Here is a 12,529-nt window from a genome sequence, read left to right on the forward strand (position 1 = left end):
ACTTTAGCTCCCGTGGGTGCAATAAACACCCACGGGAGAAGACACTCCTGCGCAGCATCACGGCTGGCCTGACCTCGTGATTACCTCGTGATTACATTCCAGAAGACACGCACATCCTGACCGATATAGGTTTCTGCCCGATTCACAACCTTCGTGGCTTCGTCCAGATCGCGCCGCATCTCAGGGCTGCTGCGGACGCTCAGGTTCTCGATCAGCAGACGCGCTGTACGGATATGCTCAGGTTGAATAATCGCAGAAACCTCCGAACCCGGCTCCACCAGTGCGCGAATGAGGGGCAGCCAGAGATCGAGCGCCTCCCGCGCCTGCGTGCGGAGTTGTGCGTCACCTGCCAGTAACGTTGCAAGTTCCAGACGGTGATGTTCATAGATCTCAATCCAGCGCTGTCCTGTCACACTGGAAGCCAGTTGCTCGTCGCGGAAGCGGCGCAACACCTCCAGATCGTGCAATCCCGTCGTTGAGCCGGTAAGCGCCACTTCTGCGCCGCAGCCCGGAGCACAATTCTTAGGCTCGCCGCTGCACGTATCGACCGGTGCAAACATTTGACCGCTGCCGGAGATATCGAGCGCCTGGCGCGCATTGAGACGGCCAAAGGTGACACGGCTACGCGACATGGTCGGCAGGTACACCCGGAAGACCAGGCGTGCCGGATCGACCGTTATTTCAGGGGTCGGTGCGGTCTCGATGGTCTGAGCGGAACGTTGCGCAGGAAAATCATCCGCCGAGTGATAGAGTCGCCACCAGACCTGCACATTGCTCAACTGAGGATTGACAGACCAGATCAGTCCAGCCGCACCGGAAACGAAGGGAGTTGCCGCCGAAGTGCCGCTTTCCGTAACGTAGCCGCCGCCGGATTTCAGGCTGTAAATATCCTTTCCCGGCGCAATAATATCGAGGTAACTGTTGCGATTGGAGAAGGGCGCTTCCTGATCATTATGATCACTCGCTCCCACTGACATGACACGCGGTGAGGAGGCCGGATAACTGATGCGTTGTTTGTCCCTGTCATTTCCAGATGCTGCAATAAGCAGACTGCCACGATCGAATGCGTAGTTGATCGCGCGGGCTATTGTCTGTGAACAACCACAATGAGACGGCGCGCCCAGACTCATGCTGATAATCCTGGCGCCAGCCTGAGCGGCATACTGAATGCCCCTGGCTACCACGTCTGCCGAACCCTTGCCATCATTAGTTAACACTTTTATCGGCAGCACCTGGCAATCAGGGCAGACGCCGGCAATCCCCTGCTCGTTATTCGCACTGGCGGCAGCAATGCCAGCAACGAAGGTGCCGTGTCCGTGGTCATCCATTGCGTCTTCGTCGTTGTTGGCAAAATCGCGGTCGATATCAGTGCGCACTCGACCACCACGCAGATCAGGATGGTTGTAATCCACGCCGGTATCGATCACCGCGATAAGCACCGAGGACGATCCTGTTGTGATATCCCACGCCTCCGGCGCATCAATGTCAGCATCGGCGCGTCCGCCGGTCTGTCCGGTGTTGTGCAGCCCCCATTGTCTCCTGAAGTCGGGATCGTTGGGGATCCCCGTTACCTGATAGATGCGGTTTGGCTCGGCGTATGCAACGGCCGGATCGGCGCTATAGTCTGCGATCATGGCAAAGATATCGACCCCGATCGGTGCAACGACTTTGTAGACGCCATCGAGACCGTAGTTTTGCGCGATCTGATCGGCAGGGCTGATCTCATCGAAGAGCGGTACAATCGCCTGTACATGATACCGGCGACTCAGGCGGTCGAGCGATGCAATTCCCAGCGAAGCAACCCCCACTGCATCGGATCGCGCGTCTGGTTGCGTCAGCTGCGCCACTGCTTCCGGCTTCAAGCCGATAAGGATCTCATTCGGCACGAAGGCGCCTTCCCATGCCGGAGGCGCCGCAGATTGAGACGTGTCCGCCATACCCGAGTCGGTGCGGTTGAGCACCAGAGCGATCAGAGCGATGAAGACGAAGAACAGGTGACGACGCATCGGGCAATCTCCTTTCTCCTCACTTCGTTTCCACAGGTGTGTTGATCTCGGCATACGCAACATTCGGATCCGACTGATACTCCCGGATCATGGCCCTGAGATTCGTTCCCCTCGGCACTGCCAGTTTGTAAACGCCTGCGAGACCGTAGCGCAGAGCCGCAGCATCGTTGGGAGATACGTCGGGAAACACGGGAGTCATGTGCTGCACCTGCCACTTCCGGTTGAGTGCATCGAGCGATGGCAGTCCCGTGTTGACGGGGTTGGGCTGCTGCGGCTGGAGGACGAACCGCGCAGCATCATTCGTCAGTCCGATCAGGATTTCATCCTGGCCACCAATCACGCCCGAACAGGCAGGGAAGCCAAGTACGATGATCACGGTCATCATCCACGTCACGACATCCTTCATCAGTTGCACCGGCATCGTTCCTCCTCCTGAGTCCGCCTTACCCGAAACGAACCCTCTCCACAGCGTGATGTTTGGTCGATGCACATCTCCATCGATACATCGTTTGCACCGAATTGCCTGGCAGGGATGAAGCCGTGTGAGCAGGCATCACCATCATAGCATGGGAGGGCGTCACAAATGTATCAATGCTGTAAACAAAATGAGTTGATCTGCGCCGCGCCGATCTGACTATTCGTGTTCCTTGTGTTACCGCTTAACACGCTGGCGCCCTGTACCGCATCAGACGCTCGAAGTCCGCGCTGGAGCGAAAAAATGGCTGGCTCATCTGGTGTTTGCCCCCCTGTTTGCACCCACGCATTGCTGATCTTGAAGACGGTGTTGTCAATCTGAATGACCGTGACGACCACCTGCTCACCCTTGACGGTCGCCGTGAATTTCACGAGAGGTCCATCTGGAGTTGGACGGACTACCCGGCTCTTGCCGGAACGAATGACCTGCTCCAGGTACGGCTGAATAGCACGGTAATCCTGAAGCTCATCGCCGCTCAGATTACAGTAGTTCTCAGATACGTTGACCCTTGTCTGGATTTCTGGAGCGTTCCATCGTCGGACGTCTGCGGCGGGCTGAAGCCCTGGCTGAGGTCGGGCAAGCCCTGCGGGCTGGATCAACCCGGCGCCCCCCGGCATAGGGAAGGGTGACAGACATGCCAGCCCCGCAGGGGGCTTCCGTGCGCTCAGAGAGGGCTTATGGTCTTTGAGTAAATAATCCGCCATAGCCCGCGCAGGCGGGCTTTGCCTTGCATAGCCGAGGGCTTCAGCCCCACGGCTAGCGCGGTATAGCGGATTTATTTCTCAATCTCCATTAGCCCGCACGAGCGGAGTCGCGCTCGACGACGGACGATGGTTGATGTCTTCTCTCAGACTGCCATGCATGGCGGTCGCCGCACGGGGAGTGCAAGAGTGACTGCGATTGTTCGAGGAGGTTCAACCTCTGTGAGAACTGCTATAATGAGCCGGTTCCAGCTATGCTTGGGGAACCATCGTGTGTTCCGTCCTGGGTCGTTGCTCCTCCAGCCGCAGGATCGTACGCTATCCGGCGGGTGAACGAGCTGCCGCTCCGAGCATCTAGCTGAGCAGTTGATCGGGATCGATGTTTGTGAGAGGGCGATCAGAAAACCGGATTTGTGGTATCATGATAGTGACCATGCCGTTCTGATAAGGAGCAATCTGGTATGCCACGACGTGCACTTCGATCCTATCCAACGAATTATGCGACCGATCTGACCGATGAGCAATGGGCTGCTATCGCGCCACTCGTCGCCACCCCGTCGCCCAACGGCGGCCGCCCGACCGACATCGATCGCCGCGCGATTGTCAACGCCCTGCTGTACAAAAATCGCACGGGCTGCCAATGGCGCATGCTTCCGAAAGATTTTCCGCCGATGAGTTCGGTTCGGTACTATTTCGACAAATGGAATCGTGATGGAACCTTTATCAAAATCAATGATACGCTGCGCAAACTGGCGCGACAAGCGCTGAACCGCGACCCGGAGCCATCCATGAGCGTCCTGGACTCCCAATCCGTCAAAACGACCGAAGCAGGCGGCGAGCGCGGCTATGACGGGGGAAAAAAAGGTCAATGGGCGCAAACGGCAATTTTGGGTTGATACGAATGGGTTCTTGTTGCGTGTACTCGTCCATCCGGCGGACATTTCAGATACGGAAGGCGCAGAATGGCTTCTCGCCGCACATCATCACGCATTTCCACGAATGCAAGAGATTCGCGTGGATGAGGGGTATAAACAAGGGTTAGATAAGTGGCTGCAACAGAATACGGCGATACGCCTGAATATCATTGAAAAACCGCCTGGACAAAAGGGATTTGCCGTCATTCCGAAGCGATGGGTGGTGGAACGCTCGATTGCGTGGGCGGGACGCAACCGTTTGGCGAGTAAAGAATACAACCGCAATCCAGAATCAAGCGAAGCCTTTCTTTATCTTGGTTCTATCGCAATGCTCCTGAATCGGCTCTATCCGAGATGTTAGTTTTTGATCACGCTCTGAGGCCGATCAAATCGCCAGGAGTGCCGAAAATTTTGGCTTAATGGACAAAGGTCGATAGCACCTCATAATACGCCAGGGCGCGACCGCATTCAAAGTCAGCACTGGCTGTATTGTCAGGCTGCTCTCGAACCGACTTGCATCGCTCCTTGCTTTCTCTGGCTCGTTCATATAAGAGCGCTGTAAAATCCCGCAGAAAATAGATAATGGTTTCATCCATCATTAACCTCCTGATCTTGCTTTCTCCATAAGCAGGTCCTGAAGAACATCAGCCCGCTCTGCATAATTGGATGCTTCGTTTTGCCAATAATGCAAAGAGTCCATCCCGTTGCGGTTGCGTCTCGAAGGTGCAATTCGGTCAGAATGTTCTCCACTAGACATCATCAAGATTTAGTGATATACTATTTTTGTACAATCTGAAAATGGAGAAAAACGATGTGTAAGTATCGATCCATTATCGAAAATCCGGAGAAATTACGCTCTATGACCGGACTGACCGTTGAAGAGTTCCACGCGCTGGTTCCGATCTTCCACGCCGCATTTGAAGCGTATATGAAACGTCGCACGATTGATGGCCGCGTCCGATATTGTCGTCGCTACGTCTCGTATGCAAACTCGCCGCTTCCGACAACAGAAGATAAATTGCTCTTTATTTTGACCTACTTAAAACAAAACCCAACGCAAGTGATGCACGGACACCTCTTTCAAATGAGCCAATCAAACGTAAGCAAATGGGTGCATCTTTTGCACGGAGCGCTGAACTATGCGCTTTCACAGCAAAATCTCCTGCCTGCGCGCACTGCCGACGACCTGGCGAGGCGATTGCAGGAAGAACCGTCGTGTGAAGAACCGTCGTGTGAAGAACCGTCGTGTGAAGAACCGTCGTGTGAAGAACCGTCGTGTGAAGAACCGTCGTGTGAAGAACCGTCGTGTGAAGAACCGTCGCATGCGACAAAAGCGCCCCCCTTTTTATCCATGACGGCGTAGAACGTCCCATTCGCCGTCCAAGCGACAAAGTCGACCGGGAGTTGTATTACAGCGGTAAGAAGAAACGACATACGCTTAAGAACGTTCTCATCATTGATGAGTTTGGCTCTATTCACTTTTTGAGTGACACCTACGAAGGAAGGGTCCACGATAAATGTATTGCGGATGAAGCGGGATACACCCTTCCAAACGCGAGCATTCTCTATCAAGACGCCGGATTTCAAGGATTTACCCTGCCTGGCGTCCAGATTATGCAGCCAAAGAAGAAGCCGCGCAATGGAACCCTCACGCCGCAGGAAAAGGAGGAAAACCGGCGTATCTCATCCGTTCGCGTTCGTATTGAACATGTTATCGGCGATATCAAGCGGTATCGAATCATTCACGACATTATCCGCTTCAGTTGTTCCGAATTTCGGGATATGGTCATGGAAACATGTTGCGGGCTGCATAACTTCCGAATTTGGCTGAAACGCAAAAAGCAGTCCAAAAATCAAAACGAATCTTGATGAAGTCTACTGATGCGCCTACATCACGGATCGTTCGGAGATCAGGCCTGCACAGCATACACTTCCGGACTGGCATCTCGCTCCGTCACCCCCACCTCGAACCGCCGTTGCGGAAATGCGTCCTGGAGCCGTTTGCGCCAGAGATCGGCGATGACATCGGCGAGAAAGCCATAGACTTCGAGCGGAATTGCGTCGTAGTCGGGATCGTTCAGAAACACGTCGCACACGTGCAGATGATTAACGACATACTCAATCTGGCGCGGCGACCAGTGTGCAGCCCGCGCCTGGCTCATGAATGCGTTCCAATCATCCGGCAGCGCATCAGCCCGCAAAATAAGGTCATCGACGCTCACAAATGTCGGATAGAGGATAGGAAGGTAGCACAGCAGATGATCCACGCGCGCTAGGTACGCCGTATAGCTCGCCAGATCACGCGATTCGGACGGCGCATGCATACACCATCGCTGATAAGCGGGCGTCAGGCTAAGATAGTGTACGATGGTCTCTCGATGCATGAGAGCCTCTCTCTCACGATAATGACCAGCGATGCGTTGTCACGGAATCTCGTCAGCACGAGCAGGCCGTGCCTTACGACTTGGGCGAACATAAATCGTTCCATCGGGCGCTCGATGACGCTGAAACTCGATAACATGCGGAGCAGCGACGCCGCCGTGAGGTTTTCCCGTTACATCCACACGCATAACTGGCAATCCATCAGCGCCATATACCTGATAGTGAGTAATTCTGCCGCGTGTGTCAGCCCGATAGAGAATTTCATTGGCGCTGGCGGTCGGAGGAAACTTGCCACGAATCTGTCGCCCTTCGCTAATAACACGACTGGCGAGTGTGCGAGGCAGCAAAGCGCCTCCGCTACCTCGCCGCCCCAGCGACCGCAACCCTATGCGCACGCCCGCCAGCGCCACTGCCAATTGTACCACGCCGCCGAGCCCCAGGCGCCAGCGTTCACCTTCGGACAGCGGCTGCTCGCTCACCAACTGTGCGCCGTGCCACGCTCCACGCCCGTTCAGCAACTCCTTCGCCACCTCCTGCGTCCCGCGTGTTGCGCATCGCTTCCCCAGTCGGCGCACCCCGGCGTCCCGCCGCGCCCCGTCGGCTATTCCGGGCAGGTCAGCGCCAGAAGCCGGTGCATTGTCGCACGCTGCGCGTCCGCCTCGCGCCCGGCATCACCATAGAGACGCGCCAGTTCGATCCAGCGCGATCGTGCCGGATAGCGACGCGCGGCCTGTTCACAGCAGGAGAGCGCTTCTTCCAGCGCTCCGACATCGTCAGGCACACCATATAACCCGGCAAGATTTACCAGCGCAGGGACATATCAAGGCTCTAATCTAAGGGCTTCCCGGTATGCCTGCGCGGCGGCCTCATCATAGTGACGCGCTCCAACATGCCGCCCAACTCTGCATCCGCAGCTGCGCGCCGCAACAATCCTCATGAAAATCCTCAATCCCGGCGAGTAGCTCGTTCGAACGCCGGTCAACTCTGGATGGCGGGCAGAAGCGGTTCATTGCATACTCGAGGCCAGGTAAATCGCCTCGTTGTAGATTTCACGGAGACGAGCGTCGCGCTCCCACGACCGGAAGAACGCCGCCACATCGGCGTCCACAAAGAGATGTTCTAACACAGCGGTAATCACCGCATCCCTGGTCGCCTCATCTCCCTCGAGACATGCCCGACGGAGCATCTCCCGAATCGATATCAAGGTATGTTCCGTGTCTGGCCTGCGTTTCCATAGCCGCTGAAACCAGGCTCGTAGTGCGTCACCGGCCATGTAACGCTCATATGCGTGTTCCCCGTCTGCCGGGTCACGGAGACACTGTTCCAGGTATCTTAAGAAGAACGCATCTCGCTCTTCATCGCTCATCGAGCCTTCCACCTTTTCGAGGTGGCCAAAAAGGAGATCGAAAGCAAGCCCCTGGACGTTCAGATCGGGAAGATTCATCCACAGACGAACGGTTTCAGCAGGGATGGACACGCCAGATTCAAGGAGCGATGCAATGTCTCTCGGATCGGCATCCATAACGTCATTCTCCTCTCTGTTCGACGGAAGCGTTATTCATCCATTCCCAGACCGCCTGTGCAGCGCCCATCACTGCACCTCCGATAAGCCCCCCGAGCGCCGCCCCTTCGAGTGCACCTGTTGCACCCCCTGCCAGCCCTCCCCCGACCGTTCCGACGCCAGGGGCGACCGGCGTGCCGCCAGCACCCCCAGCCATTGCCCCAATAATACCCCCTACAAACATGCCGACGCCTGCACCTGTTGCAGTTGCAATGGCTACGCGCCGTGCCGCTGCGGGATCCGGCAAAGTTTCAGGCGCTGGCTCCCGGCGCATCTCAGTCGGTTTTGGGCGCCGTCTTTTTGCTGATCACGCTCATACGTCCTGTTTGATGTTCGGGCGGTCTTGCGAGGTAAGATCCGGATGTCTGGGTATCCCTGGATGCAGTCTCTGCGACAAACAGCGGCGATGTGCGTAGAGGGTTTGCGACTCCTCCCGGTCGCTCGCCGGGTAGATCACCAATAACGCTGCGCTCGCCTCCGGAAGAGTCAAACCACAGAAGCAGCACGCGACTTCTTCCCAAGTGCCCGCACCTGACATATATTTCTCCCACAGACCGAACATTTACGCCGCGCCAAGTCGCTGCATGATCGCATCTCCCAGGGCAAACAGGTCTTGCCAGGCGGGATGGGTTCTGATCTCCGCTATCGACCAGTCGTGGTCTTGCAGCGCCAGCCACCGTGCGCGCAACTGCCGACTGAGCGACACTCCATCGGCGGAAAGGAGCCCGGCGCGGTGCAGTCGGGCAAGCGACTCCTCGTGCAAAAAAGAGTGCGCTCCGACATCGAACTCTTCAAAGAGGTCATAGGCGATCTCGTCGTCGCTTTTGCTCAGGATCGCACTGGTGGCGCGTGCAACCGTATCGCGGTATAAGCAGAAGAGTGTGCGTGCGGATATTTCGGTCATGGCGCATCCTCCGTTGGCGCAAGCGGGAGCGCGGGCGGCGCACCGCCACGGACGCCAGGACTGGCGATCCGATCTACTGGTCGTGTTAATGCCTATTTGGATGCTGTCAACGATTCGCTCTGAGCCGACCAGAGGACGCACCCTTCGCCATCGAAGGCTTCCACGAAGAGTGCAGTAACGCTGCGCGCCAGACAGACTAGCGCATCGCGCGGGACAGAGGTCCCCGACGCCGGTGGCAACGCCGTTTCCGTATGGCTGATCAAGAAACCGATAGTGTTGAAGCTGCCTGCCTCCGTGAAGGCTTTGGCGATCGTTGATCGTTCCTGTACACCCCCGTGAAGGCAAAGATACACCTCGTCATTGTAAAAGAAGTGGGGAATGGTCAATCCTTGCAGCCAGGGATCACCAGGTGCGGCAAGTTGATGCTCGAACACGCATGCGCGTTCGGGTCCCTGTGCAAGATACGCCTGAATATCGTCAATCACGGGCTCTTGCAGCCGCGTGTCCACCGGCGCCACCCACACTGCGTTGGCGGGGTCCCAAAACCGGAGACCGGGACCCGTCACGCTCGCGTCGAAACGAGTGACCGCTTCCTCCGCGACCGTTGTCGGGAGATAGGTCCAACAGGCGCCGCGTTGAAGATCGACCAATGCCAGGACGAGCGAAGAGAGCGTGCGTCCGTCATCCAGGCGCTCGCGGATGTAATCACGCGCTGCAGCGCCGAGCAGGCGACGGGTGATCATCATGGTCATCTCCTGCTTCACTTTTCAGGCTCCATGCGCCCATTAGGGAAGACGCGCCATCTGGTTCCTGATGCATCCTTGTAGTCCCAATGCGGTCCAATGGGCGGCGGGTGCTGCAGATCGGGATGGAGACTTTCCTTAGTGCTGGGATTGTACCATGCCCCCTTAATGCCGCCTGGCGGATCCTTGCCGCGCCACATCCAACCGGGAGCAGGCGGTTGAGCAGGATCATCAGGGAGCGGGGGGCGCTTCGGCGCCGGAGCTGGCGCTCCGCCGCTGCGTCCTTGAGCGGGCGCAGGGGACGCGGGCGCCGTCCCGGCGCCGGTTCCTTGCAGCGCCGGGCGCGTTCGTAGCCGCGACCGTACCACGCGCACGCCCGCCAGCATTACTGCCAATTGTACCACGCCGCCGAGCCCCAGGCGCCAGCGTTCACCTTCGGACAGCGGTTGCTCGCTCACCAACTGTGCGCCGCGCAGCGCCTCGATGATCTGGGGGACGCCGGTCAGCGCAGCCAGGCTGAGTCCGGCGATCAGCAGCCATTCCCCGACGCCCGGTTCGCCGCGCCGCGCCCGGAATGCCTGCATGCGCTCAGAGAACTCCAGCGCCACGAACCCGACCGCGAGGATGACGGCGGCGACCGCCAACGCAGCAGCGAAACTGAGGGCGGCGCCGATGCCCACTGCTGCCAGGAGCGCGGCGCCTGCGTAGATGAGCGCGGCCAGCGCCAGGAGCGCCCCGACGCCGATCAACAGTCCCAGGAATACCTGTCCGAGCGCCGCCAGCCAGGGCGGGACGTTCGCCGCCGCGCCGCCGCTGGCGAGCATCCCCTATTGCACGCCACGGCGCGCCAGCCCGAGCAACCCGGCGCCGCCGACGAACGCTGCCAGCAACGCCAGGCGATCGGGCAGCACGCGTGGTACGCCAAGCGTCGCCAGCGACAGCGGCGCGATAGCAGGCGCATCGATCACCTGTATCTCGATCAATCGGTGCTGCAGGAGCGCCTCCAGCGGCAGCGGCGTCGCCACCCCGGTTATCTGATCAATGGCGATCACGCGTTGCTCGATCAGGTTGACACGGATAATGCGCTGATGCGGAGTGTCGAACAGGAGCAACTCGCCGGTGCGCGGATCGGCAACTGTCGGAACACCAGCCGCCGGCTTGATGACCAACCGCTCAATGGGGCTGAAAACCACATACGACTGTGTACGCGGATCGAACACGATCGGCTGAACCGGCGTGAAAGATATCTGCGATGCACCATTGCACCGCTGCACTGAGAAAGGACCGTCCAGGCATGGCGCCGCGCCATTCGGTCCGCGAGCGCCAATATCGCTGCCAAACCGTGTTGCGAGCACAGCAGTCGTACCCCGGATCGCGGCGCGTAAACGCGCATTTCCGTTGAAGACGCCATAGATGACAGCGATCAGGATCAGCAGAACGGCGCCCCAGGCGAGCCACTGAACCGTCTCAATACCGGATTCATCGCAGCAAAGCCATCGTATCTTCTTCATAGAGCAGGCGCTTCCTCTGGATAATAATGCTGCTCAACGATGCCTGTCGTCTTGCGGATTTCGCACGATGCGGCACACGCACACAAGACGATCCTTCCGCGACCATCTGACCGACCCTGACGAACGGCGCTGCCGCCGGACCGCGCCACCAGCATTCGAGATCGCTCTGAACCTGGTCGACAAAATCGTCCCATTCCGACAACAACGCTCCTGTGCGTGCTTCCTCCTGCTTGCACATCATCCACCTCCTGATTGAGAATCAGCGCGCTTTATCAAGCGTGATCTTCCACTCGAACGTAAAATCGTAGGTGGTGCACCATTTGTTGCATCGTCGTGGCCAGCTATGCCAGCGCCAGAGGTATGCCACCGCTTTGGCGCGGTTCGGCGCCTCGAAGTCGCGTCCGTAGATCGGACCGTATGCGGTATGCACTGGACGGAGCGTTTCGACATAGACGACAATCCACGGAATGGGCACGCCATGAACCGTGCGCCCCGCAAATTGCGGCCACGAGCTATAGGCAGTCAGTTCGTCGCGATTGAGCGCGGCATACTGCTGAGCCTGCCCATACCCGATGCCGGGCGGCGCGCCAAAGGCGGGCAATCCGCGATAACGGAGCACCACTTGCTGTGGAGTGCACTCGTGTGGACATTGACCGTACCATATGCCATTCCACGCTGGCACATACTGCAAATGGCGCGCGTACTCCTGTGCAGCCGCAAGCGAAGCGCCGTCAGCGCCGGTTCCTGCAAAACGACGCGCATAATGCACACTTCCAACATCCCAGAAGAATGGGATCAGAAAAATGATAATAAAGCAGACCCAGAGCAGATTGAAACCGACGCCGCCCCGGTCGTCGTGTATCAGATGCACCATCTGTCGCATATGCCAGCCTCCTGGTTTCGTCAGGGCGCGTCAAACGGTGGTTCACACCGCATACTCGCCTCAGCAGTCACCCTGGGATAGCGACCGAGCGCCCCAAGAAACGGAAAGACGACATGTGGCGTCTCCAGTTGAACCTGAACCGTCACCGCATTCCCTGCATAGTAGGGGCACCCCCCCGACACGCGCCACTGACGACGACCGTCGAAACCTGGACTCGCCCAGATGACTGCACGCCCGACGTCCTCGAGAGTCACAGCGGCGCGGGCGCCCTCACGCGCCGCTGCAGCGGCAACGATACCGGTATAGGCGACCATGATGAACTGCCAGGCGATCAGGATTACAAGCATCGCAATCGGGACGAATCCCAGGAATTCGATCAACTCGACGCCGCACTCATCACGTGTCAATCGCCTGATGAACACCGATGGCTGTGAGAGCATACTTCCCAT

General features: G+C 58.1%; 16 protein-coding genes and 1 pseudogene. 2 read left to right on the forward strand and 15 right to left on the reverse strand.

Going from position 1 to position 12,529, the window contains the following annotated elements; all coding sequences use genetic code 11:
- Positions 1-80: 80 nt before the first annotated feature.
- From ROSERS_RS23985 to ROSERS_RS07125, 3 genes are all read right to left on the reverse strand, one after another.
- Complete coding sequence (locus ROSERS_RS23985) at positions 81-2,006, reverse strand: peptidase S8 (protein WP_011956131.1); 1,926 nt, start codon at positions 2,004-2,006, stop codon at positions 81-83.
- Positions 2,007-2,025: 19 nt separating this feature from the next.
- The gene (locus ROSERS_RS07120; RefSeq protein WP_011956132.1) at positions 2,026-2,427 is read right to left on the reverse strand and encodes a hypothetical protein; all 402 of its coding nucleotides are present in this window, start codon (positions 2,425-2,427) and stop codon (positions 2,026-2,028) included.
- 167 nt (positions 2,428-2,594) lie between these two features.
- Positions 2,595-3,185 carry a hypothetical protein gene (locus ROSERS_RS07125; protein WP_041333217.1) on the reverse strand — a complete coding sequence of 197 codons (591 nt, stop codon included), beginning with the start codon at positions 3,183-3,185 and terminating at the stop codon, positions 2,595-2,597.
- 458 nt (positions 3,186-3,643) lie between these two features.
- On the opposite strand from ROSERS_RS07125, the pseudogene ROSERS_RS27325 reads away from it, so the two are divergent.
- Positions 3,644-4,457 (forward strand): annotated as a pseudogene (locus ROSERS_RS27325) (IS5 family transposase).
- Positions 4,458-4,907: 450 nt separating this feature from the next.
- A protein-coding gene (locus ROSERS_RS24825) for an IS5-like element ISRfsp3 family transposase (protein WP_085979421.1) occupies positions 4,908-5,965 on the forward strand; the annotation gives its coding sequence in 2 pieces (ribosomal slippage) (positions 4,908-5,439 and positions 5,439-5,965; 1,059 coding nt in all).
- 41 nt (positions 5,966-6,006) lie between these two features.
- On the opposite strand, the gene ROSERS_RS07150 is transcribed toward ROSERS_RS24825, so the two are convergent.
- The 12 genes from ROSERS_RS07150 to ROSERS_RS24000 all read right to left on the reverse strand — a co-directional run bounded on the left by ROSERS_RS07150 (position 6,007) and on the right by ROSERS_RS24000 (position 12,529).
- Positions 6,007-6,480: a hypothetical protein gene (locus tag ROSERS_RS07150; protein ID WP_011956135.1), complete on the reverse strand. Its 474-nt coding sequence runs from the start codon at positions 6,478-6,480 to the stop codon at positions 6,007-6,009.
- A gap of 39 nt (positions 6,481-6,519) precedes the next feature.
- Complete coding sequence (locus ROSERS_RS07155) at positions 6,520-7,008, reverse strand: polymorphic toxin type 24 domain-containing protein (RefSeq protein WP_041333223.1); 489 nt, start codon at positions 7,006-7,008, stop codon at positions 6,520-6,522.
- 71 nt (positions 7,009-7,079) lie between these two features.
- Positions 7,080-7,259, reverse strand: a complete 180-nt coding sequence (locus ROSERS_RS07160) for a hypothetical protein (RefSeq protein WP_041333226.1) — start codon at positions 7,257-7,259, stop codon at positions 7,080-7,082.
- A gap of 225 nt (positions 7,260-7,484) precedes the next feature.
- Positions 7,485-8,000, reverse strand: coding sequence for a hypothetical protein (locus ROSERS_RS07165; RefSeq protein WP_011956137.1), 516 nt, complete (start codon positions 7,998-8,000; stop codon positions 7,485-7,487).
- 4 nt (positions 8,001-8,004) lie between these two features.
- Complete coding sequence (locus ROSERS_RS07170; RefSeq protein WP_157040996.1) at positions 8,005-8,196, reverse strand: hypothetical protein; 192 nt, start codon at positions 8,194-8,196, stop codon at positions 8,005-8,007.
- A gap of 405 nt (positions 8,197-8,601) precedes the next feature.
- Complete coding sequence (locus tag ROSERS_RS07175; protein WP_011956138.1) at positions 8,602-8,943, reverse strand: hypothetical protein; 342 nt, start codon at positions 8,941-8,943, stop codon at positions 8,602-8,604.
- Between the two features lie 92 nt (positions 8,944-9,035).
- Positions 9,036-9,689, reverse strand: coding sequence for a hypothetical protein (locus tag ROSERS_RS07180; RefSeq protein ID WP_011956139.1), 654 nt, complete (start codon positions 9,687-9,689; stop codon positions 9,036-9,038).
- Between the two features lie 14 nt (positions 9,690-9,703).
- Positions 9,704-10,510 carry a polymorphic toxin type 37 domain-containing protein gene (locus ROSERS_RS07185; protein WP_011956140.1) on the reverse strand — a complete coding sequence of 269 codons (807 nt, stop codon included), beginning with the start codon at positions 10,508-10,510 and terminating at the stop codon, positions 9,704-9,706.
- Between the two features lie 3 nt (positions 10,511-10,513).
- Positions 10,514-11,197, reverse strand: coding sequence for a hypothetical protein (locus ROSERS_RS07190; RefSeq protein WP_041333233.1), 684 nt, complete (start codon positions 11,195-11,197; stop codon positions 10,514-10,516).
- Positions 11,166-11,438 (reverse strand): hypothetical protein, encoded by a 273-nt coding sequence (locus tag ROSERS_RS07195; RefSeq protein WP_011956142.1) that lies wholly within the window; start codon positions 11,436-11,438, stop codon positions 11,166-11,168. Before ROSERS_RS07195 ends, ROSERS_RS07190 begins: the two co-directional genes overlap by 32 nt.
- A gap of 18 nt (positions 11,439-11,456) precedes the next feature.
- Entirely contained in the window at positions 11,457-12,080 is a 624-nt protein-coding gene (locus ROSERS_RS07200; RefSeq protein WP_011956143.1) for a Tad domain-containing protein, read from the reverse strand.
- Between the two features lie 20 nt (positions 12,081-12,100).
- Positions 12,101-12,529, reverse strand: coding sequence for a TadE/TadG family type IV pilus assembly protein (locus ROSERS_RS24000; RefSeq protein WP_011956144.1), 429 nt, complete (start codon positions 12,527-12,529; stop codon positions 12,101-12,103).

It is taken from the genome of Roseiflexus sp. RS-1, assembly GCF_000016665.1.
GTDB lineage: Bacteria > Chloroflexota > Chloroflexia > Chloroflexales > Roseiflexaceae > Roseiflexus.

Excerpts from the sequence above, each read along its gene's own strand:
- ROSERS_RS07200 (WP_011956143.1), bottom strand. The coding sequence starts at position 12,080 with ATGCGACAGATGGTGCATCTGATACACGACGACCGGGGCGGCGTCGGT.
- ROSERS_RS07175 (WP_011956138.1), bottom strand. The coding sequence starts at position 8,943 with ATGACCGAAATATCCGCACGCACACTCTTCTGCTTATACCGCGATACG.
- ROSERS_RS07195 (WP_011956142.1), bottom strand. The coding sequence starts at position 11,438 with ATGATGTGCAAGCAGGAGGAAGCACGCACAGGAGCGTTGTTGTCGGAA.
- ROSERS_RS07165 (WP_011956137.1), bottom strand. The coding sequence starts at position 8,000 with ATGGATGCCGATCCGAGAGACATTGCATCGCTCCTTGAATCTGGCGTG.
- ROSERS_RS07190 (WP_041333233.1), bottom strand. The coding sequence starts at position 11,197 with ATGAAGAAGATACGATGGCTTTGCTGCGATGAATCCGGTATTGAGACG.
- ROSERS_RS24000 (WP_011956144.1), bottom strand. The coding sequence starts at position 12,529 with ATGGGAAGTATGCTCTCACAGCCATCGGTGTTCATCAGGCGATTGACA.
- ROSERS_RS07125 (WP_041333217.1), bottom strand. The coding sequence starts at position 3,185 with ATGGCGGATTATTTACTCAAAGACCATAAGCCCTCTCTGAGCGCACGG.
- ROSERS_RS23985 (WP_011956131.1), bottom strand. The coding sequence starts at position 2,006 with ATGCGTCGTCACCTGTTCTTCGTCTTCATCGCTCTGATCGCTCTGGTG.
- ROSERS_RS07180 (WP_011956139.1), bottom strand. The coding sequence starts at position 9,689 with ATGATGATCACCCGTCGCCTGCTCGGCGCTGCAGCGCGTGATTACATC.
- ROSERS_RS07185 (WP_011956140.1), bottom strand. The coding sequence starts at position 10,510 with ATGCTCGCCAGCGGCGGCGCGGCGGCGAACGTCCCGCCCTGGCTGGCG.
- ROSERS_RS07120 (WP_011956132.1), bottom strand. The coding sequence starts at position 2,427 with ATGCCGGTGCAACTGATGAAGGATGTCGTGACGTGGATGATGACCGTG.
- ROSERS_RS07150 (WP_011956135.1), bottom strand. The coding sequence starts at position 6,480 with ATGCATCGAGAGACCATCGTACACTATCTTAGCCTGACGCCCGCTTAT.
- ROSERS_RS07170 (WP_157040996.1), bottom strand. The coding sequence starts at position 8,196 with ATGGCTGGGGGTGCTGGCGGCACGCCGGTCGCCCCTGGCGTCGGAACG.